We start from the raw sequence: 21,100 nt of genomic DNA on the forward strand, positions 1-21,100 counted from the left end.
TTCCTCTGGTGCGCCCGAGAAGATTCGAACTCCTGACCTTCTGATCCGTAGTCAGACGCTCTATCCAACTGAGCTACGGGCGCATGTTTTGCCGACCCTAGGGTCGTTGGCGGAGAGGGAGGGATTTGAACCCTCGATGGAGGTTTTGCCCCCATACTCCCTTAGCAGGGGAGCGCCTTCAGCCGCTCGGCCACCTCTCCGCGGTGTTCAACCGTCGACCGGGTCCCCGGCCGGCCTCGCCACTGACCTTACCTTGGCGGAGGGTGAGGGATTCGAACCCCCGGACGAGTCTCCCCGTCTACGGTTTTCAAGACCGCCGCCTTCGACCGCTCGGCCAACCCTCCGGTCAACCTGCTACCAACCAGCTCGCGGCAGCTCCCCGTGTACCCGTCCGATACCCGCCGCGGTGGCGTGGCGGGGCCGTCCGTACGGTCAGCGTCGAGAAGTATACGCAGCGCTTCTCGACGGTGTCAACGACACGACACGACGACGCGAGCGGGATCTCGGTAGGGGCAGCAGCTCGGCGCTGCCAGCACCCTCTCGGATCTGCTAACTTCTCCCATGCCCCCGTTCTGCGGCCAAGAGGAGCATCTAGCTACCCTTGCTTCGCGCTGGCAGGCGGTCAGCGAGGGTGGCGGTCCACGGGTGGTCGTCCTCCTGGCCGAGTCGGGTCTCGGCAAGACCCGCCTGGCACAGGAGTTCTACGCGCGCACGGTGCGCGCCGGGCAAGGCGATGGTGGGTATTGGCCGCCGGAGCTGGGCGCAGATGGCGACAACCTCCTCGTGAATCCCCTTCCCGGTAGTTGGAACGGTGCCGCGCGCATGCCGTTCTTATGGTGGGGCGTGCGCCTCTCGCCGCAGGTCGGCCGCAACCAGGTGACCACGGGGGCGCTGGCGGCGCACGTGGACAGTCACCTGGTCCCGCACCTGGAGCCGTTCCACCGCGAGCAGCGCCACCGGCAGCGGCTCGCGCAGTTGGCCAAGGTGGGCGGTGCAGTGGCGCTGGACGCGGTGCTCGACCTGGTCCCCGTACTCGGCCTCATCAAGAAGGTGGGTGAGGTGGGGCTTGAACTCAAGGGGATCCACGACGGTTGGCGCGACGACCGGCAAGCGCTCGACGCGGCCGCCTTGCTGGGGCGAAGGCGCGACTCCTTGGTGCGCCAGCTCATCGACGACCTCTCCAAGCTGTTCAACGGCCCTAGCGGCAGCACCGTACCCGCGGTCATCCTCATCGACGACGCGCAGTTCTCGGACGCCGACCCTGGCGTCAGCGCTTTCGTGGCCGCGCTCCTGACCGCCATGACCGATGGCGGCTGGCCCGTGCTCCTGCTGGTGACTCACTGGGAGCGAGAGTTCGCGGCAGCCGGCCGCGACGGCGCCGAAGACGACGCTTCGGTGGCGGCCGCGTTGACGCGGTATGCCGGCCTTCGGCCCAACACGGTGGAGCTGTTGCACCTGAGGCCCATAGCCGGACTCGAACCGCTGGTGACGGAGCGTCTGCCCGGCCTGACGCCGCACCAGGTGGCCCGCCTGGTCGAGCGGGCAGGCGGCAACCCGCAGTACCTGGACGAGATCGTGCGTCTGGGCCTGGACCCGCGCAGCCGCAGGTGGTTCGAGGATCGCGACCCGAGTGGCGCCTTGACCGAGGACGGCCTCGAGGCCTTGCTCTCCAAGAGCGTGAGTCTTCAGGACGTGGTCGCTGAGCGTTTCGCCAGCAGCCCCGAGGGGGTTCAGAGGGCCGTGTCGTTGGCGGGCCTGCAGGGCGCTGAGTTCCTGGAGCCGCTCGTGCGCTTCACGCACCTGCTCCTGGGAGAGCACGAGGTCTCGGGTGAGGAGGTCAGCGCTGCCCTCGCGGATGCCAGCGAGCGGTTCGGTTACCTGGCCTGGTTGGCGGAGGGGTTGGGGTCGTTCCGCCAGCGCATCTACCATGACGTGGCGCGCGAGTTCCTGCCCGCGTTCTACGGCGAGGCCGAGGCGCTGACCGCTCTGGGCACCGCTGTGCAGCAGCTCATGCTGGGCGAGCTCCCGCTGGACGTGGGGCAGGCCGGGTACCTCTCCTTGATGCGGTCGGCCGCCGCGCTGTTCGAGCGGTCGGACGACGAGGAGCAGCGCCGCCTGGCCGCGCAGGCGTTGCACGAGCTTACGCGGTACGCCTCGGCCGCCGGAGAGCTGGAGGTGGCCCACCGCTTGGCTGTGCGGCAGGCGGAGCTGCTGGGGAGCATCTCCGACGAGCGCCTCGACGGTGACCTGAACTGGCTGCGCGGCGCCAACGACATCCTGGCCACGGCCGGCGACCGCGAGGCGCGGCGTCCCGTGCTCATCCGGCTCGTGCGGCTCGCGGGCCAGACGTACGAGGAGGGCGACGTGAACGCCTGGTCTGGCAGCCTCTACACGCAGGTGCTGCTCGACGTGGCGGAGTTCCACGAGGCGGCCGGCAACCAGGAACGGCGCGCTGACGCCTTGAGCACGGCGGTCGCGGTCATGCACGGCCTAGAGGGGAGCGAACCCGAGGCGGAGGTGCTGGAGGCATCGTTGCGGCTGCACCGCCTCTACGCTGCCTGGCTGGAGGAGCTCGGCGAGACGGGCGACGCGGCGGAGACCTTACGGCACGCCCTCGGCATCGCTCAGCAGTTGCTGGGCCTGGACGACCACCCGGTGCGCCGGCTGCAGGTGGCTTCCGTGCAGAGCGAGGTGGGCGCGAACGCGCTCCTACGTGGCGACGTCCAGGCGGCGCTACTGGACCTGGAGCGGGCCACCGCCACGCTCCGGGAGCTCGCGGCGGGCGGCACGAACATCGATCTCGAGATCCGTCTCGCCATCGCCCTGGACCAGTTGGCGGACGCGTACGCGGCCACCGGCCGCATGCAGGAGGCGGAGGCCTTGTTGCTCGAGGTGCTGGCGGTCATGCGCCGGCACCTGAGCATGGCGCCCACCACGCCCAGGATCATGGCCAACGTCGCGGATTCGCTGGAGCGGCTTGCCGCCGTGCAGTGGCGGCGGGGCGACGGCGAGGGCGCTTGGTCGCGCATCCAGGAGGCGACCGCGGTGCGTAGGGCCGTTGCCGATTCGTCGGGCACGGTGCCCGACTTCGCGTTGCTCGGCTACTCCCTTACGCGCGCCGCGGAGGTGGCGCTCACCGTGGGTCACGCGGTGCAGGGCGAGGGTCTCGTGGCGGAGGCCCTGCGGCTGGCGCGCCTGGTGTGGGCGGGCGACACCAGCGCGCGGGCCGCCTGGCGCCTGATCTACGCCTTGAAGGTGGGCCTGGACCTGGCCCTGCGGCGCATGGACCTGACGGCGGCTCACGGGCTGTTGGCGGAGGTGGACGCCGTGAAGGGGCGCCTGGACGCCGAGGCGTTGGCGCCGGTGACATCCTACTTGCGAGCTCTGGAGGAGGGGCGCGCCCGCGTGTTGGAGGAGAGCGGCGACGCGGAAGGCGCCGCCCGGGCGCGCGCCGCGGCGCGGCTCGAGGGGCGCGGGTCCGTCAACTGAGCGAAGCGTCGATGGCGCCGGGCGCGCCCAGCTGGGTCCCGGTGGTTCATCCGCCACGGCGCGCTTCGGTCGATGAGCCTATGGTGAGACGGTCAGACGCACGCCCAGCACCCCGGCCGCCGTGCGCCGTGACGGAAGGTGGTGGCACGTGAAGGCGTTACTGGTGATCAGCAACGGTAGGGGCATCATCGCGGAGGCCGACGACATGCAGGGCCTGCAGGCCGCTTACGACAAGGCCGTCGACTACCATCACGGTCACGTGGACGAGCACATGCCGCGCTCGGAGCAGCACTGGCCCGCGTTCGGCAGCCTCGGGGAGTGCCACGAGGAGGGCGTCACCGGCACCGTGTGCATCCTCAAGACCGACGACCTGCCCAACGCCGCCAAGGAGTACTACCTGGCCGGCTTCGTGGCGTAACAGCTCCGGGGGCCGGTGCGCCCGGGGGCGGGACGCTCGGCGTGGGCCGCGGCCGCGGGCCGCGTGGCGCTGCCGCCGGCGCCATCCGCCGCGGTCAGGTCTGGGTGGCGCGCTCGGCCGCGCCGGCGACCGCCGCCGCGACCTGATCGGTGAGGCGAGCGACCTGTTCCGGGTCGGCGCCCTCGACCATGACCCGCACCAGCGGCTCCGTGCCGCTGGGTCTAAGCAACACACGACCGGTGCCCGCCAGTTCCGCCTCGGCGGCGTCGACGGCCGCCACCACGCCGGGGTCGGCTGCCACGTGGTCGCGCGCGCCGGGCGGCACCTTCACGTTCTTGAGTAGTTGCGGGTAGACGGGGATCTCGTCCATCCACGCCTCTAGCGGCTTGCCGGATTTCCGCACGGCGGAGAGGGCGATCAACGCGGTGAGCATGCCGTCGCCCGTGGGGGCCTTGTCGAGGAAGAGGAGATGTCCCGACTGCTCGCCGCCCAAGGTGAGGTCGCGGCGCTTGAGCTCCTCGAACACGTAGCGGTCGCCGACCTTGGCGCGGTGCATGGTCACGCCGCGCTCCCGCAGGTAGTTCTCGGTGCCCATGTTGCTCATCTGCGTGGCCACCAGGCCCTTCTCGCCCCGCGACATGGCGGCGATGGCGAGCATGTGGTCGCCCGTCACGACGCGGCCCTTGGCGTCGATCAGGAGGGCGCGGTCGGCGTCGCCGTCGAAGGTGATGCCGACGTCGAAGCCGCCGTCCACCACGTGTTCGACGAGGGCCTCGGGGTGGGTCGAGCCGCACGCCACGTTGATGTTGACCCCGTCGGGAGCGGCGTTGAGGACCTCGAGGCGGGCGCCGAGCTTGGCGAAGAGTTGTGGCGCGATGAGGTGGCTGGCGCCGTGAGCGCAGTCGACCACGACGCGCATGCCGTCGAGGTACGGAGCGTTGTCGAGCAGGTGCTTCACGTAGAGGTTGATGACGCTCGCGTCGGCCCCCGCCGTCGGGCCGGCCGCGTCCCAGGGTCGGGCCACCGTGACGCTGCCGATGCTGCTGCCCGAGACGGTGGGCAGGTCGTCGCCGGCCGTGCCGAGGCGGTCGACGACCTGCTCGATCTCCGCCTCGATCTCGTCGGAGAGCTTCTCGCCGTTGCGGTCGAAGAGCTTGAGGCCGTTGTCGAGGAACGGGTTGTGGCTCGCCGACACCATGAGGCCGGCGTCGGCGCCAAGCGCGCGCGTCAGGAACGACACGCCGGGGGTGGGGAGCACGCCCAGCCACGTCACGTGGACCCCGCGCGAGGTCAGGCCGGCGGCGGCGGCGTGCGCCAGCATCAGGCCGGAACGGCGCGTGTCCATCCCGATGAGCACGTGCGGCGCGCCGCCGCCCGTCGGGTGGACGGTCTCGCCCACGGCCATCCCCAGGCGGAGCGCGAACGTGGCGGTCATCGGATGGACGCCCGCCACGCCCCGAACGCCATCAGTGCCGAAGTAGCGCCTTGCGAACATGGGCAGCATGATAACCGGGTCCGCCCGCGGTGGCCGGGCGAACGACGCCACGGGCTGGTAACGCCCCGCAGTTCAGCTCCGGCTTGCGGGCTACTTGGCGTCGAGCCAGTTGCGGCCCAGGCCGACGGCCGCCTCGAGCGGCACCTTGAGCTCCACCACGCCGGCCATGATGCCCTTGACCTCGGCGGCGGCGCTCTCCGCGTCGTCCTCCGGGACCTCGGCCACGATCTCGTCGTGCACCTGCAACAGCAGGCGTCCGCGGCGGGCAGTAAGCGCCTCCGCCAACTCGAGCATGGCGAGCTTCATGACGTCGGCGGCGCTGCCCTGGATGGGCATGTTGTAGGCAACGCGTTCTGCCGCGTCGCGCACGCTGCGGTTGGGGCTGAGCAGGTCCGGCACCGCGCGGCGCCTGCCCATGATCGTCTCCACGTAACCCGTCTCGCGGGCGGCGGCCAGCGTGTCGTCGATGTAGGCCCTGACCTTGGGGTAGCGCTGGAAGTAGGTCTTGATGAAGGCGTCCGCGCGGTCGTAGCCGATCTCGAGCTCGCGGCTGAGTCGCTGCGCGGACATGCCGTACAGCACGCCGAAGTTGATGACCTTGGCCACGCGCCGCATGTCGCTCGTCACGCTGCCCGGCTCCACGCCGTACACGCCGGCGGCGGTGCTGCGGTGGATGTCCTCGCCGGCCTGGAACGCCTCGATCAGGGCGGGCTCGTCGGCGATGTGCGCGAGCATGCGCAGCTCGATCTGCGAGTAGTCGGCCACGAGGAGCAGGTGACCGGGTCCGGCCACGAACGCCCTGCGCACCTCCCGCCCGCGCGCCGTGCGCACCGGCACGTTCTGGAGGTTCGGGTTCACGCTGGAGAGGCGGCCGGTGGCCACGACCGCCTGCTCGAACGTCGTGTGCACGCGGCCGCGGGCGTCGGCCAACGCCGGCAGGGGGTCGAGGTACGTGCCCTTGAGCTTGGCGATCTCGCGGTGCTCGAGCACGAGGTCGACGGCCTCATGCTGGCCGCGCAGCGGCTCGATGGCGGAGAGCGCCGTGCTCTGCTTGCCCGTGGCCGTGCGGTGGCCCGAGGTCAACCCCAGCTTCTCGAACAAGAGCCACGCCACCTGATCGCGCGAGGCGACGTTGAATGCGGCGTCGCCGGCGATGGCCTGCAGGCGCTCCTCCAGGGCGGCCAGCTCCGCCGCCGCCTCGGCCGACAGGCGCTCGAGGAGCTCCGTGTCGAGCGCGATGCCGGCCACCTCCATGTCGGCGAGCACCGCCTGCAGCGGCCGTTCGATACGGTCGTACACCTGGCGCTGCGAGCCCCTGAGCCTGTCGCTCATGATGCGCAGCAGCTCGGCGCCCACCACGGCGTGCTCGCGGGCGGTGGTTCCCCACTCGCCTGCGCCGAGGCGCCTGGCCAACGTCTCGGCGCTCGCCCCGACCGAGTCGAGGAGGTAGGCCATCAGGAGCGGGTCGTCGCCCGGCACGGCTTCGACGCCGGCCATGCGCGCCGCCACCACGAGGGCCTTGGCGTCGGGCGCGTTGACCGCGCCTGCAACGTGGGGGGTCAGGTCGCCGCCCGGTGGGAGGGGCGCGGCCGCCACCAGGTGGCCGTCGCCCTCCTCGCCCGCCTCGACCGCCAGGGCGAGGTCCACCACGCGCGCGGCGGTGGGCCGCGCGTCGTCGAGGCGGTAACCGTACGACCAGGTGGCCGCGCGGTGGGCGGCGGCGCGCACCTCGGACCACGGCCCGGTCCTGAACGGCACGCGCTCCACCAGCCCGAGCTCGTGGAGGATGCTCCCGAACTCCAGCTCCCGCAACGCGGCCGTGAGCTCGGCGCGCTTCACGCGCCGGTCGGCAGCCGCAGTGAACTCGAGGTCGACCGGGGCGGTCGTGACGATGCGCGAGAGCTCACGCGAGAGCTCGAGGTCGCCCAGGGAGGCGCGGATGGCGTTCGCCTGCGACGTGCTCGGCAGGTCGTCGAGGTTGGCCAGGACACCGTCCAGGTCCCCGTAGCGCGTGAGGAGGTTGCGCGCCGCGACGGGACCGATGCCCTTGACGCCGGGGATGTTGTCGGACGCGTCACCCGTCAGGGCCCGGTAGTCGACCCACTGCTCCGGCGTCACGCCGTACTTCTCCGTGACGCCGGCGCGCGTCATGCGCTGCTTGCCGTCGGGGCTGACGACGGTCACGTTGTCGGTAACGAGTTGCAGGGCGTCGCGGTCGGCGGTGACGATGTCCACCGACCACCCCGCCGCGGCCGCGCCCGTCGCCAGGGAACCGATCAGGTCGTCGGCTTCCAGGCCCGGTTCCTCGACCCGCGTGACTCCCAGCAGGTCGACCAACGCCTTGATCGAGTTGAGTTGCAGGGGGAAGTCCTCGGGGGTCGGGGCGCGCTGCGCCTTGTACTCCTCGTAGCGCTCCTTGCGGAACGTGCGCGCGGGCGCGTCGAAGGCGACCACGAGGCTGTCGGTCGGGGCGAGGCCCTTCAGTAGCTCCAGCAGCGCGCGAACGAAGCCGAACACGGCGTTGGTCGGCCTGCCGCCGGAGGTCGACAGCTCGCGGATGGCGAAGTATGCCCGGTAGGCGAGACCGTGCCCGTCGACGAGCACCAGGCGCCGCGCGGCGCCAGGAGGCGCCGGCTGCTCCGAGCCGAACAGCGTCGGCTGCTCCGGGCCGCGTCCTCGTTTCGCCACGTCACACGTTCCAAGCGCCGGCCACCTCGAGGGTGGTGCCGGTGACGTAGTCGGCGGCCGGGCTCAGGAAGTACCTCACGGCCGCCACGACCTCGTCGAGGCGGCCGACCCGGGCCATGGGCAGCTCCTGCTTGGGGGCGGAGACGCTGTTCTCGATGACGCCCGGGCTCACCACGTTGACGGTCACCCCGGCGGCCGCCTCCGACAACGCCAACGCCTTCGAGTAGAGGATGACGCCGGTCTTGGCGATGCCGTAGGCGGCTATCCCGGGCCGCGCCTTCAGGAGCTCGGCGCCGGCATAACCGATGTTTACGATGCGCCCGCCGCGCGGCGCCAGGCGAAGGTACGGCACGGCCCGCTGGCAGGTGTAGAAGGTGGAGTGCAGGTTGCTGGCGAGCATGTGGTGCCAGACCTCCGCCGAGAGGTCCGCCAGCGGCCCGTGGTGGTAGTCGCCGACGTTGTTGACGAGCACGTCGAGGCGGCCGTGCAGGCCGTGGGCGGCGTCGACGAGGCCGCGGGCCTCCGCCTCCACCGTCACGTCTGCCGCCAGCGCCACGGCGTGAGCGCCGAGCGCCGCCGCCGCCGCGGCCACCGCCTCCGCCTCCGCGCGGCTGCGGCGGTAGTGCACCACCACGTCGAAGCCGTCGGCCGCCAACGCCAGCACGATGGCCTTGCCGATCCCCTTGGCGGACCCCGTCACGAGGGCGGCGGGTCGCGCGTGGTCGGTGGGGCGCGCCGCGCCGACCGAGGCGCCAGGCGCTAAGCCCTTGGTGCTCACGCGGCCCGCGCCGCCCGGCGGTAGCGCGCCACGCGCGCGGCCTGGACGACCAGCAGGTAGGGGACGAGGAGCCAGCTCAGCACGACCCAAGCGTAAGGCATGCCCAGCCAGAGGGCGACGCCAAGCGCCAGGTACTGGGTGCTCAGGCCGAGGTTGACGAGCGCGCCGGTGGAGAAGACGTCCGCCCAACGGCGGCGCTCGCCCGCGTCGGCGCCGTCCCACGCCCGCCCCGCCGCGAGCGCGAAGAGGCGCCGGTCGAGGGCCGCCAGGGCCCGGTCCTGCGGCGCCAGCACGACCCGGTAGAACCCCCGCACGAGCGACAGCGCCCACGGCCACGCGCCGGGCGGCACGGCCGGCGTGGCGCCACGGGGCGGCGCGTGCGCCTCGCGGTGCAAGCGCTCGGCGTTGAAGTCGGCCGAGAGCGCCACCGTGAGGGCAACGCAGCCCGCCGCCGACCCGAGCCACGGGCCGTGCCGCGCGAGCGCCCAGAAGAGAGCAACGTTCACGAGCAGGTCGCACACGGTGTCGAGGTAGCGGCCGAACTCGGTGACGCGCCCCGTTGCCCGCGCCAGGCCGCCGTCCACGTTGTCGAGGACGGTCTTCAACTGGAGGAGCGCCGCCGCCCAGCGCCAACCGGCGGGCGCCGCGCCCGCGACCAGGAACGCGGCAACGAAGCCGAGGAGGGTGTGAGAGAGCACCACCTGCCAGGGAGCCACGCGGGTGGTGGCGAGGCGCGCCACGACGCGGTCGGCGAGGGGCTGCACCAGGAGCATCACCGCCTCGCGTCGAGGCCTGGGCTTGGCGGCCGCCCGCATGGGGCCAGGCTAGCAGGTGCGCGTGGGCGGTTATCATCGAGGGCAGCCGTTAGGTAAGTCAGCACGATCAGCATGGGGAGGCCACCTGGCATGGACGTCAACTTCAAGCTCATCACGTCGAACAGCGTCGAGCACTTCGAGAGGCGCCTGAACGAGTTCGTGGAGGGGTTGAGCCGTGACGACGTCGTCGTCGACGTCAAGTTCTCGACCGCCACCTACGGCACGGGCGTCGAGTTCAGCGCGCTCGTCCAGTACCAGACGACGAGCGACTGGCACGAGTGACGTCTGCGTCGAGGTTGGGCCCGTCCCGGTGCGACTGCGACGGCACGCGGCGAGGTAGCGAACTTCATAAGGACGCCGCCGACGGCGCTGATAGACTCTGCTCGTGACGGCAACACTTGTCCTCGTCGTTGACGACGAACCGTCGATGCTCAAGGTGAGCGAACTGGCGCTGACGGCCGCGGGCTACGCCGTGATCGCCTTCGACGACCCGCGCGAGGCGCTGGAGGAGCTGCGCGACGGCCTCAGGCCCGATGTGGTCGTGTCCGACGTCTCGATGCCGCCCATGGACGGCTTCGAGTTCTACGGCCGCGTCCGCGAGATTGCCGAGCTGCGCGCCGTCCCGTTCCTGTTCCTCACGGCCCTCGAGGACCGCGCCTCCATGCGCAAGGGCATGACGCTCGGCGCCGACGACTACCTCACCAAGCCCGTGCAGAAGGACGAGCTCCTCGAGGCCGTCAACGTTCGCCTCAGGCGCGTGGCGGAGCTGCGGCGCCCCGTCACCGGCAAGGTCGCCGCCCGCGGCTTCGGGCACCCCATGGTCATGCGGGAGGGAGAGCGGCTCGATTGGGACTCGCTCAAGGCCCTCGAGCTCCTCTTCTACCTGCTGGAGCACCGTTCGGGCGTCACCACGTTCGAGGTCGCCGAGGCGCTGTGGCCCGGCAAGACCGAGTCGAAGGCGTCGAGCAGCTTCCACACCACCCTCTACCGGCTGCGCAAGGTGATGGGAGGCGAGCTGGTGGAGAGCGCCAACCGCCGCTACTACCTGCACGACAAGTTCGAGATCGACTACGACGTTGAGGCCTACCGGCGACTGGCGCGTCGCGCCCGCGAATCCGGCGACCTGCGCGACTACCAGGCGGCCGGGAGGCTCTATTCCGGGCACTTCCTCGCGGGCTTCGACTCGGCCTGGGTCGACAACATCAGGCTGCACCTGCAATCCTCGCACCTGTCGCTGCTCGAGGCGGCGGCCGACCTGGCGCGCGAGACGGGCGACCTGGCGCAGGCGACCATGCTGTTCCAGTTGATGACCGAGCACGAGCCGTATAGCGAGACCGCCTGGGAGGGACTCGCGGACACCTGGGAGGCGCGGGGCGAGCGCTCCCGCGCCGCCGAGGCGCGCGAGCGCTTCGAGCGCCTCATGGAAGAGGGCTGAGGCCTTAGCACATTGGCCCCGGCGTTGGCCGGAGCCGTGCGGGCGGCAAGGCGCGGCGCGGTAGACTGCCACGCCGGCCGTAAGGGGCCACCCACGAAGGAGCGTTCATGTACAGCATCGACCTCAGCGGCAAGACCGGCCTCGTCATGGGGGTCGCCAACCAGCGCTCGCTGGCCTGGGCCATCGCGCAACCGCTCGCGCAGGCCGGTGCCCGCCTCGCGTTCAGCTACCAGGCGGACCGCCTGCGCCCCACCCTGGAGAAGCTGACGGAGGGGTTGGTGTCGCCGCTGCTGCTCGAGTGCGACGTGGGCGACGACGCTGCGCTCGACGCCATGTTCGGCGCCGTCGAGGCGGAGTTCGGCCGGCTCGACTACCTCGTGCACGCGCTGGCGTTCGCGCCGGGCGCCACCTTCGAGAACCCGTTCGTGGAGACCTCGCGGCAGGACTGGCAGACCGCCATGGACGTGAGCGCCTACTCGCTCGTGGCGGCCGCCCGGCGCGCCGCCCCCTTGATGACGGGCGGTGGCAGCATGGTCACGCTCAGCTACCTGGCGGCCGAGCGCGTGGTGCCGCACTACAACATGATGGGCGTGGCCAAGGCGGCTCTCGAGGCCAGCGTGCGCTACCTCGCGTACGACCTTGGCCCCCGCGGCGTGCGCGTGAACGCCATCTCGGCGGGCGCCGTCAGGACCATCGCGGCGCGCTCCATCGCCGGCTTCGCGGACCTCTACTCCCAGGCGGGTGAGATGTCGATGCTCAAGCGGAACATCACCCAGGAGGAGGTCGGCGGCCTCGGCATGTCGCTGCTGGTGGAGCAGCTCGGCGGCGGCATCACCGGCGAGACCGTCTACGTGGACGCGGGCTTCCACGCCATCGGGCTGTTCCTGCCGCAGGCGAAGAGCCAGTAGCGTACGTGGTCACGGCAGCGGGCGGGGCTACGGCGCCGCGCCGCGCGCGGGCTATACTCCCCTCCATGACTTCCCTCCACCGTTGGACGGGCGCGCTGGGCCGATGGCGGCGCTTTGGTTGACGCGCCCGGCGCGCGCACCACGCCCGCGGCCCGGGAGCGGCCCCAAGGGGGCACGCTCCCGCCTCAGAAGCCAGTCCACGAACGGAGAGACCCCATGCAGGACAAGCACAGCGGCGCGCCGCCCCTGGCGGCGTCGCCACTAGTACGGCCCGTCTACCGCGAGGTGCTCGCGGACCTCGAGACGCCGCTCACCGCCTACCTGAAGATCGCCGGGCACCCGTCGTTCCTGCTCGAGAGCGTCGAGCAGGGCGAGCGGGTCGCGCGCTACTCCTTCATCGGCACGGGTCAGCGCAGGCGCATCGAGTCGCGCGGCGCCGCCATGACCGTCACGACGTCCGAGGGCGCCACCACCTTCGAGTCGAGCGACCCGCTGAAGGCCCTGTGGGACCTCGTGGTGCGGGGGAGCGAGGCCGCGCCGGGCCTGCCCGCCTTCTGGACGGGCGCCGTCGGTTACGCCGCCTACGACCTCGTCAGGCGCTACGAGCGGCTGCCCGACGCCAACCCGGACCTGATCGGCGCGCCAGACCTGCTGTTCGTGGAACCCGAGCTGGTGGTGGTCTTCGATCACCTGAAGCGCAAGCTGTTCATCATCGCGCCGGCCGCGGTCGGCGACGCGGCGGACGAAGCGCGGGCCCGCGCGCTCGTGGACGCCGCCTACGACCGGTTGCGCGGCCCGCTGCCTGGCGTGCCCGGCGACCGCGCCGGGCGCGTCACGGAGTTCGAGTCGAGCGTCACGCGCGAGGAGTACATGGCCGCCGTCGCGCGCGCCGTCGAGTACATCCACGCCGGCGACGCCTTCCAGGTCGTGCCTAGCCTCCGCCTCTCCGCCGACCTGGCCGCGCACCCGTTCGCCATCTACCGCGCCCTCCGCACCGTCAACCCGAGCCCCTACCTCGGCTACCTCGACCTGGGCGGGATCACCCTCGTCTCGAGCAGCCCCGAGAGCCTGATCCGTTCGGACGGCGTGCGCGTCGAGACCCTGCCCATCGCCGGCACGCGCCCGCGCGGCGCGGACGCGGCCGAGGACGCGCGCCTGGCGGCGGAGCTGCTGGCCGACGAGAAGGAGCGCGCCGAGCACGTCATGCTGGTCGACCTCGGCCGCAACGACCTCGGCCGCGTCTGCGCCCCCGGCAGCGTGGAGGTCACCGACCTGATGCGCGTGGAGCGCTACAGCCACGTCATGCACATCGTGTCGCAGGTCGAGGGGCGGCTGGAGGTCGGCCGCACCCCCCTCGACGCGCTCGCGGCCACGCTCCCGATGGGCACCGCCTCCGGCGCCCCTAAGGTGCGGGCGATGGAGATCATCGACGAGCTCGAGACCGTGCGCCGCGGTCCCTACGCCGGGGCGTTCGGCTACCTTGCGCCCAGCGGCGCCATGGACATGGCCCTCACGCTGAGGACGGTCGTCATCAAGGACGGGCGCATGCACCTGCAGGCCGGCGCGGGCGTGGTGGCCGACTCCGACCCGGCGACCGAGTGGCAGGAGTGCATGAACAAGCTCGCCGCCCTGCGGCGGGCGGTCGAGATGGCCACGGCGGGCCTCGCCTGATGGCCGGCCCTGACGCCGCCACGGTGTTGGTGGTCGACAACTACGACTCGTTCACCTACAACATCGTGCAGTACCTCCGCGAGCTGGGGGCCGAGGTCGTCGTCTGGCGCAACGACGCCTTCGGCGTCGCGCAGGTGACCGAGCTGGCGCCCGACGGGGTCGTCATCTCGCCCGGCCCGTGCACCCCGGCGCAGGCCGGCGTGTCGCTCGAGCTCGTGAGGCGCCTCGGCCCCGACCTCCCCATGCTGGGCGTATGCCTCGGGCACCAGGTGATAGGCGAGGCGTACGGCGCCCGCGTGGTGCGGGCCGAGCGGCTGGTGCACGGCAAGACGGCGCGCATCGACAACGACGGCACCGGCGTGTTCGCCGGCCTGCCGCCGAGCCTGACGGCCACCAGGTACCACTCCCTCGTCGTGGTCGACCTGCCGGAGTCGCTGGTGGCCAACGCCTGGACCACCGAGCCGGCCGAGGGCGGCCGCGTGGTCATGGGCGTCCGCCACGCTCGGCACCCCGTGTGGGGCGTGCAGTTCCACCCGGAGAGCATCCTGACCGAGAACGGGCGAGAGATGTTCGCCAACTTCCTCGCCTTCGCGCGAGGGCGCGCGGGGGTCGCGGCGGGGTGACGGTGACGCGTCCCGCCATCTCGGTCGTGGTGCCCACCCACGACCGGCGTTCGCTCCTCGAACGGAAGCTCCGGGCGCTCGAGGGGGAGGAGGCGTCGTTCGAGGTCGTCGTCGTGGCCGACGGCTGCACCGACGGCACCGAGCGCTTCCTCGCCCGCTACCAGCCCGGCTACCCCCTGTCGTGGGCCACCACGCCCGGGCGGCACGCCGCGCACGCCCGCAACAAGGGGGCGCGCATGGCGCGCGGGTCGGTGCTGCTCTTCAGCGACGACGACATGATCCCCAGGCCCGGCTGGTTGGCTCGCAACCTCGCCCTGCATGAGCTCCCCGACCGGGTCGGCGTGAGCCGGCAGGTGCTGCCGCCGCACCTGAGCCGCGGCGCCACCCTGGGGCGCGTCAACGGCTGGTGGAACGCCGTGGGCGGGTCGTTGAGCATGCGCGCCGAGCTGTTCGCAGCCGTGGGCGGCTACGACGACTCGTTCGACGGTTACGGCGGCGAGGACGCCGACCTCGGCTACCGGCTGAAGGGGGCAGGAGCCGAGTTCAGGTTCCTGCCGGACGCCGTGGTGGAGCACTGGGACGAGGATCGCGCCGCCGACCTTGAGGCCAAGGCCCGCGCGGCGGGCGCCGCGCACGTGCGCGTGTGGCGCAAGCACGGCCGCCCGGAGGTGGCGTGGGCGCTGGGCGTGCACCCCGCCCTCCTGGGAGCGAAGCGGCTCCTGCTCGCCAAGTCGTTCAGGTTGCTGTGGGGCGACGAACGTTATCGCTACGAGGCCGCGTACGCCGCCGGCGCGCGCGAGGCGCTCAGGGAAGGTGCTTGACAGATGACGCACTTCGAGATCGGCAAGTTCCTCAACCGCATCTTCGAGGGACAGACGCTGAGCCGCGACGACGCCCGCGAGGTGCTGGGCCGGTTGATGGACGGGCAGCTCTCGCAGGTGCAGGCCGCGGCGCTCCTGGCGGCGCTGCGCATGCGCGGTGAGACCGTGGACGAGATCACGGGCTTCGCCGAGGCCATGCGGGAGCGCGCCATCAAGGTCCCCGTGCGCCGGGCGGGGCCGCTGGTCGACACGTGCGGCACCGGCGGGACGGGCGTCGACACCATCAACATCAGCACCACCGCCATGTTCGTGGCGGCGGCGGGCGGGGCGCGCATCGCCAAGCACGGCAACGTGGGCGTGACCCGCAGGTCGGGCTCCGCTAACGTGCTGGAGGAGCTCGGCGTCGACCTCGACGCCAGCCCGGAGCGGCTGGCGGAGGAGATCGACGCCACGGGCCTCGCCTTCGTGTACGCGCGCCGCTTCCACCCCGCCATGGGCTTCGTGGCGCCCATCCGCGCCGACCTGCAGGCGCGCACCATCTTCAACAACCTCGGCCCCCTCACCAACCCGGCGGGCGCCGACCGGCAGCTGATGGGCGTCTACGACCCGCGCCTGACCGAGACCCTCGCCGCCGTGCTCCGCGGCCTCGGGCTCGCCCGCGCGCTCGTGGTCCACGGCGACGTCATCGACGACTTCACCGTCACCGGCCCCAGCAAGGTCACCGAGCTGCACGCCGACGGTTCCACCACCACCTACGTGATCACGCCGGAGGAGGTGGGGCTGGGCCGTCACCCCATCGGCGAGCTTGCTGGGGGCGACGCGGCGCGGAACGCCCGCCTCCTCAGGGCCGTGCTGGCCAACGAGGCGAACGGCGCCATGCGCGACGTGACCCTGTTCAACGCCGGGGCCACCCTCTACCTGGCCGAGCTGGCCGGCAGTCTCGCCGAGGGGGTCGAGCTCGCCAGGGAGGCGCTCGCGAGCGGCGCCGCGGCGCGCAAGCTTGAGGAGTACCTGCGCGTCGCGGGTCGCGGCCAGGCCTGATGGCAGTTCCAGGTGGTAGTGGGGCGCCCTCGGACCCTCATCTCCTGTTGCTAGCATGGTGCGCGTGAAGCTCGTACAAGGCCTGTTCCTGCTCCTGTTGACCGCCGTGCTCTCGGTGGGCGCGCTGCTCGCCGCGTCGGCGCTCAAGTGGTCGCAGGAGCTCCCCTCGCTGGAGAAGCTCGACGCGCTCGAGTTCTCGGCCACGTCGCAGGTGTACGCCCGCGACGGCGAGACGCGCATCGGCATCATCGTGCCCGTGGTCGGCGAGGAGCGCGAGTCCACCAACCGCATCCCCGTGAGCCTCGACGAGGTGTCGCCCGCCGCCCTGCAGGCCATCGTGGCGTACGAGGACGACCAGTTCTTCCGCCACTACGGCATGGACATCGCCGCCATCATGCGCGCCGTCTACGAGGAGTTCCTCGGCGACTCGTCGCGGGGCGGCTCCACCATCACCACCCAGGTGATAAAGAACACGTTGCTGCAGGACATCCGCTCCGAGCGCTCGCTCGAGCGCAAGGTCAAGGAGGTGATGCTGGCGCTCGAGCTGGAGCGGCGCCTCACCAAGCCCGAGATCTTGCAGCGTTACGTGAACATGGTGTTCTGGGGCGGCAACGTCTACGGCATCCGCTCGGCGGCGCAGACGTACTTCGGCAAGGACCCCATCGAGCTCAACCTCGCCGAGGGGCTTTACCTCGCGCGCCTCATCCCGGCGCCCAACGCGCGCCACGACGACTTCACGACCACGCGCCGCAGCATGCGCGAGGTCCTCGACAAGATGGTGCGCCAGGGCACGATCAGCGCCGACATGGCGGAGCGCGCCTGGCGCTACCAGCTCGAGCCCGTCGGCTGGGACGTCACGTACGACGGCAACGGCAACATCGTCACGGCGGTCAGGACCGGCGTCGAGGTGGTCGTGCAGTCGAGCGTCAGCTCAGACCTGTCGAGGGCCGTCTTGATCGCCGTTCGCAACTGGCTCACCGACGTGTACGGCGAGAGCGTCGTGTTCGGCAGGGGCGGCCTCAGGGTCGTGACCACCATCGACGTGCAGGCGCAGGTGGCCGCCAACGAGGCGAGCCTCCACGCCGAGCTCCCACCGGGTGCCCAGATGGCCATCGTCGGCCTCGACCCGAGCACGGGCGCCGTGCTGGCGATGGTAGGGCAGAAGCTGAGCGCGGACGGCGCGCTGGGCGAGTTCAACCGCGCCACCCGGGCGCTCCGTCAACCGGGCAGCTCGTTCAAGCCGATCGTGTTCGCCACGGCCATCGAGTTGGGAGCCATGAACCAGTCGACCATCCTGGTCGACGAACCCACGGAGTTCCGCATGCGGGGGCAGCCGCCGTACGAGCCCGGCAACCACGATAAGAAGTTCGACGGCTACCAGACGATAAGGGCGAGCCTGAACCGCAGCCGCAACATCCCGGCGGTCAAGGCGCTCGAGGCCGTGGGCGCCGACGCGGTGGCGGAGAAGGCGCGCGAGCTGGGCTACGACGTCGCGCCCTACTACTCGATGGCGCTCGGCACGTTCGAGGCCACGCCGCTGCAGCACACAGCCGCCATGGCGGCCTTCGCGAACGGCGGCGTCTACACCGAGCCGTACTTCATCGAGCGGGTGGAGGACGCGGACGGCAACGTGCTCTACCAGGCCGCCCCACGCTCGGCGCGCGTCTGGAGCGAGCAGACGGCCTACATCATGCTCGACCTCCTGCACGGCAACGTCGTGGATCGCGACCCGGCGTACGGCCTCTCGAACCGCGCCGTGATCCCGGGCCGCTGGATCGCGGGGAAGACCGGCACCACCAACGAGGAGGTCGACATCTGGTTCGTGGGCATGACCCCGGGTATGGTGGCGTCCGTGTGGATCGGCAACGATGACTCCTCCAGCCTGCCGTCGTCGATGACCCTGGCGGACGGCACCCGCGATCAGGTGAACAGTTCGCGTCAACCCATCTACGCCTGGAACGACTTCGTCGCGGCCGCGTTGCGCGGACGCCCCGCCGCGCCCGACGGCTTCCCCGTGCCGGCCGGGATCGAGTTCCATACCCTCGACCTGAAGACGGGCGCCGTCGACGGCGGCGGGGTGCGGGCCGCCTTCCGCGAGTCCGACGTGCTGTCGACCACCGGCATCGGCACCGCCGTCAAGCTCAAGCTACCGGTCGACACGGCCACCGGCCTGCGCGCCACCGCCGACACGCCCCCGGACCGCGTCGAGATCATCGAGGTCGACCCGGCCGACGTCGCCAAGTACCTCGGCGGGGCCGGCTGATGCCGGGCTCGGGCGAGAACCTCACCCTGACGGCCGTGCGTGGCCTGCTGGTCGGTCATCACACCGACCTCGAGGCGCGCACCGGTTGCACCGTCATCGTCACGCCGGAGGGCGGTTGCGTGGCGTCCGGCGTGGCGCTGGGGCCCGCTCCCGGTTCGCGCGAGTACGTGCTCCTGCAACCCGACAAGACGGTCCAGACCGTCGACGCGGTCGTCCTGACGGGCGGCAGCGCGTTCGGGCTGGCCGCGGCCGACGGGGTCATGGCGTGGCTGGAGGAGCGCGGCCGCGGCGTCGACACCGGCGCGGCCCGCGTGCCCATCGTGCCGGCCGCCGTCCTCTACGACCTGGCGGTCGGCTCGGCCACCGTGCGGCCGGACGCCGCCGCCGGCCGCGCGGCCGCGGAGGCCGCCAGCGCCGAGCCGGTGGCGCAGGGTCGGGTGGGGGCCGGCACGGGCGCCAGCGTCGGCAAGCTGAGGGGCCACGGGCTCGCCACGGCCAGCGGGCTGGGGAGCCACGCGGCGCGGATCGGCGGCGCGGTCGTCGCCGCCCTCGGCGTCAGCAACGCCGTCGGCAACGTCGTGGACCCGGACACCGGGCAGTTGGTGGCCGGCCTCGCCGACGTGCAGGGCCTCGCCGCCGCCGAGGGGTTCGCGGCCATCCCCGGCGCCAACACCACCCTCGTGGTCGTCGCCACCGACGCTCCGCTGACGAAGGCCGAGGCGAACGCCCTGGCGACCAGCGCCCACGTCGGCATCGCGCGCGTGACGCGGCCGTCTCACACCGTCTTCGACGGCGACACCGCCTTCGTCCTCACCACCGGGACGGGCCCGCGAGTGCCGATGGCGGCCCTGTCCGTGGTGGTGCAAGAGGTCGTGGCGGCCGCGCTGCTCAAGGGCGTGCGCGCCGGGGCGCGGCCGTGACCAACCTGTACCACCTGCCGCCCGGGGAGGCCGCGCCCGAGCTGGTGGACGCCGTCATCGAGGTGCCGGTCGGCTCGTCCAACAAGTACGAGTACGACCCGGAGCTGGGCGTCTTCAGGCTCGACCGCGTCCTGTATAGCCCCATGCATTACCCGGGCGACTACGGCTTCATCCCCAGCACCTACGCCGAGGACGGCGACCCGCTCGACATCCTCGTCCTCATGAACCGCCCCACCTTCACGGGCGCCGTCATGCGCGCCAGGCCGCTCGGTTACCTGGAGATGAGCGACGAGAAGGGGCGCGACCAGAAGATCCTCGCCGTGCCCGTCGACGACCCCCGGTACGACGGCAACCGCCACCTCGACTCCATCTCCCGCCACCGCCTGCGGGAGATCGAGCACTTCTTCCGCATCTACAAGGAGCTGGAGGGGAAGAAGACGGTGGTGGAGGATTGGCACGGCATGGACGCCACGCACGCGCTCATCCGCGCGGCCATGGCCGCCTACGCCGAGCAGCTGGCAGGGTCAGGTCACGGCGCCACGCGGTAGATGAGGCCGCCGCTGTAGTCGGCCACGTACAGCTCGCCGTCGACGCCCTCCCCGAAGGTGCTCACGTTGAATCCGGTCTGCAGTAGCGGCGTCACGTCCCAACCCGCGGCGGGGTCCGCGCTCCAGATGCGACCCGAGCTGAAGTCGGCGAACACGTACCGCCCGGCCAGGGCCGGCACGGCCTCGCCACGGTAGACGTAGCCGCCGCTGATGGACGAGCCCCACTGCGGCCCGTGAGGGTACTCGATGACCGGCAACGTCAACCCGGCCTGGTCGCACGAGCCGGCGTCGTAGCAGTGGCTCGCCTCCATGACGTTCCAGCCGTAGTTCTCGCCGCCCCGCGAGCCGGCCGGCTGGAAGTCGACCTCCTCGAAGGCGTTCTGCCCCACGTCGGCGATGTAGAGGTCGCCTGTGGCGCGGTCGAACGAGAAGCGCCACGGGTTGCGCAGGCCGTAGGCCCAGATCTCCGGCTTGGCACCGGGCGTGGTCACGAACGGGTTGTCGGCCGGCACGCGGTACCCCGTCTCCGGCGAGACGTCGAGCCGCAGGAGCTTGGCGAGGAGCGTGCCGAGGTCCTGCCCGTTGCCGTGTGGGTCGCCGCCGCTGCCGCCGTCGCCCAGCCCGAGGTAGAGGTAGCCGTCGGGTCCGAACGCGAGCTGGCCGCCGTTGTGGTTGGAGTACGGCTGGTCGTGCGTCAGGAGGACCTCCTCCGACGTCTCGTCGGCGCGGTCGGGGTTGCCCCGCGTGACCTCGAAGCGCGACAGGACGCTCTCGCCGTTAGCGCCCGTGTAGTAGACGTAGAAGCGCCCGCTGGCGGCGTAATCGGGAGGGAAGGCGAGGCCGAGCAGGCCGCGCTCGCCGCCCGTCGTGACCCTGTCCGACACGTCGAGGAACGGCTCCTTGAGGAGCGCGCCGTCACGGATGATGCGGACCTGGCCGCCCTGCTGCACGACGAAGAGGCGAGCGTCGCCGGCGTGCGTGATGGTGACCGGCTTCTTGAGCCCATCGGCCACCGGCACGAGGCGTTGGGCCGACACGTTCTGCGAGCACGACGCGAGGAGGCACGCCAGCGCGAGCGCGCCGAGGGCGGCGAACGCTCGGCCCGAGTGGGCGCCGCGCGCGAACCGGCGCTGGCGGGTGGTGGCGTGGTGACGACGGTCCGGTACGTGAGCCTCTGACATGGCCCC

The 21,100-nt window shown here is 71.7% G+C and carries 17 protein-coding genes and 3 tRNA genes; 12 read left to right on the forward strand and 8 right to left on the reverse strand.

Going from position 1 to position 21,100, the window contains the following annotated elements; genetic code table 11:
* Nucleotides 1-6: 6 nt before the first annotated feature.
* From H3C53_07105 to H3C53_07115, 3 genes are all read right to left on the reverse strand, one after another.
* Nucleotides 7-83, reverse strand: a tRNA-Arg gene (locus H3C53_07105).
* 24 nt (nucleotides 84-107) lie between these two features.
* A tRNA-Ser gene (locus tag H3C53_07110) sits at nucleotides 108-200 on the reverse strand.
* 54 nt (nucleotides 201-254) lie between these two features.
* Nucleotides 255-344 (reverse strand) — tRNA-Ser (locus tag H3C53_07115).
* A gap of 217 nt (nucleotides 345-561) precedes the next feature.
* On the opposite strand from H3C53_07115, the gene H3C53_07120 reads away from it, so the two are divergent.
* Entirely contained in the window at nucleotides 562-3,489 is a 2,928-nt protein-coding gene (locus H3C53_07120; protein MBW7916431.1) for an AAA family ATPase, read from the forward strand.
* Between the two features lie 148 nt (nucleotides 3,490-3,637).
* Nucleotides 3,638-3,907 carry a hypothetical protein gene (locus tag H3C53_07125; GenBank protein MBW7916432.1) on the forward strand — a complete coding sequence of 90 codons (270 nt, stop codon included), beginning with the start codon at nucleotides 3,638-3,640 and terminating at the stop codon, nucleotides 3,905-3,907.
* 94 nt (nucleotides 3,908-4,001) lie between these two features.
* On the opposite strand, the gene glmM is transcribed toward H3C53_07125, so the two are convergent.
* From glmM to H3C53_07145, 4 genes are all read right to left on the reverse strand, one after another.
* Nucleotides 4,002-5,402 carry a phosphoglucosamine mutase gene (gene glmM / locus H3C53_07130; protein ID MBW7916433.1) on the reverse strand — a complete coding sequence of 467 codons (1,401 nt, stop codon included), beginning with the start codon at nucleotides 5,400-5,402 and terminating at the stop codon, nucleotides 4,002-4,004.
* Between the two features lie 90 nt (nucleotides 5,403-5,492).
* Nucleotides 5,493-8,054, reverse strand: coding sequence for a DNA polymerase I (gene polA, locus H3C53_07135; protein ID MBW7916434.1), 2,562 nt, complete (start codon nucleotides 8,052-8,054; stop codon nucleotides 5,493-5,495).
* 37 nt (nucleotides 8,055-8,091) lie between these two features.
* Nucleotides 8,092-8,790, reverse strand: coding sequence for an SDR family oxidoreductase (locus H3C53_07140; protein MBW7916435.1), 699 nt, complete (start codon nucleotides 8,788-8,790; stop codon nucleotides 8,092-8,094).
* A 74-nt stretch (nucleotides 8,791-8,864) separates the two neighbouring features.
* The gene (locus H3C53_07145; GenBank protein MBW7916436.1) at nucleotides 8,865-9,683 is read right to left on the reverse strand and encodes a CDP-alcohol phosphatidyltransferase family protein; all 819 of its coding nucleotides are present in this window, start codon (nucleotides 9,681-9,683) and stop codon (nucleotides 8,865-8,867) included.
* Nucleotides 9,684-9,773: 90 nt separating this feature from the next.
* Here H3C53_07145 and H3C53_07150 point away from each other — a divergent pair, with 90 nt between their 5' ends.
* The 10 genes from H3C53_07150 to H3C53_07195 all read left to right on the forward strand — a co-directional run bounded on the left by H3C53_07150 (nucleotide 9,774) and on the right by H3C53_07195 (nucleotide 19,913).
* On the forward strand, nucleotides 9,774-9,965 hold the full coding sequence (locus tag H3C53_07150) for a hypothetical protein (GenBank protein ID MBW7916437.1): 192 nt from the start codon (nucleotides 9,774-9,776) through the stop codon (nucleotides 9,963-9,965).
* A gap of 103 nt (nucleotides 9,966-10,068) precedes the next feature.
* The gene (locus H3C53_07155; protein MBW7916438.1) at nucleotides 10,069-11,118 is read left to right on the forward strand and encodes a response regulator; all 1,050 of its coding nucleotides are present in this window, start codon (nucleotides 10,069-10,071) and stop codon (nucleotides 11,116-11,118) included.
* Between the two features lie 107 nt (nucleotides 11,119-11,225).
* Nucleotides 11,226-12,026 carry an enoyl-ACP reductase gene (locus H3C53_07160; GenBank protein MBW7916439.1) on the forward strand — a complete coding sequence of 267 codons (801 nt, stop codon included), beginning with the start codon at nucleotides 11,226-11,228 and terminating at the stop codon, nucleotides 12,024-12,026.
* A gap of 216 nt (nucleotides 12,027-12,242) precedes the next feature.
* Nucleotides 12,243-13,697 (forward strand): anthranilate synthase component I, encoded by a 1,455-nt coding sequence (gene trpE / locus H3C53_07165; protein ID MBW7916440.1) that lies wholly within the window; start codon nucleotides 12,243-12,245, stop codon nucleotides 13,695-13,697.
* Nucleotides 13,697-14,320 carry an aminodeoxychorismate/anthranilate synthase component II gene (locus H3C53_07170; protein ID MBW7916441.1) on the forward strand — a complete coding sequence of 208 codons (624 nt, stop codon included), beginning with the start codon at nucleotides 13,697-13,699 and terminating at the stop codon, nucleotides 14,318-14,320. The genes trpE and H3C53_07170 overlap by 1 nt, the downstream gene beginning before the upstream one ends.
* A 2-nt stretch (nucleotides 14,321-14,322) precedes the next feature.
* On the forward strand, nucleotides 14,323-15,141 hold the full coding sequence (locus tag H3C53_07175; protein ID MBW7916442.1) for a glycosyltransferase: 819 nt from the start codon (nucleotides 14,323-14,325) through the stop codon (nucleotides 15,139-15,141).
* A 3-nt stretch (nucleotides 15,142-15,144) separates the two neighbouring features.
* Nucleotides 15,145-16,182 (forward strand): anthranilate phosphoribosyltransferase, encoded by a 1,038-nt coding sequence (gene trpD / locus H3C53_07180; GenBank protein ID MBW7916443.1) that lies wholly within the window; start codon nucleotides 15,145-15,147, stop codon nucleotides 16,180-16,182.
* A 64-nt stretch (nucleotides 16,183-16,246) separates the two neighbouring features.
* Entirely contained in the window at nucleotides 16,247-18,445 is a 2,199-nt protein-coding gene (locus H3C53_07185) for a transglycosylase domain-containing protein (GenBank protein MBW7916444.1), read from the forward strand.
* Nucleotides 18,445-19,365, forward strand: coding sequence for a P1 family peptidase (locus H3C53_07190; GenBank protein MBW7916445.1), 921 nt, complete (start codon nucleotides 18,445-18,447; stop codon nucleotides 19,363-19,365). Before H3C53_07185 ends, H3C53_07190 begins: the two co-directional genes overlap by 1 nt.
* Complete coding sequence (locus tag H3C53_07195) at nucleotides 19,362-19,913, forward strand: inorganic diphosphatase (GenBank protein ID MBW7916446.1); 552 nt, start codon at nucleotides 19,362-19,364, stop codon at nucleotides 19,911-19,913. The genes H3C53_07190 and H3C53_07195 overlap by 4 nt, the downstream gene beginning before the upstream one ends.
* Here the strand turns inward: H3C53_07195 and H3C53_07200 are convergent.
* Nucleotides 19,895-21,094, reverse strand: a complete 1,200-nt coding sequence (locus H3C53_07200; GenBank protein MBW7916447.1) for a PQQ-dependent sugar dehydrogenase — start codon at nucleotides 21,092-21,094, stop codon at nucleotides 19,895-19,897. The genes H3C53_07195 and H3C53_07200 overlap by 19 nt on opposite strands.
* Nucleotides 21,095-21,100: the final 6 nt, after the last annotated feature.

The sequence above is a fragment of the Trueperaceae bacterium genome, assembly GCA_019454765.1.
Classification (GTDB): Bacteria; Deinococcota; Deinococci; order Deinococcales; family Trueperaceae; genus JAAYYF01.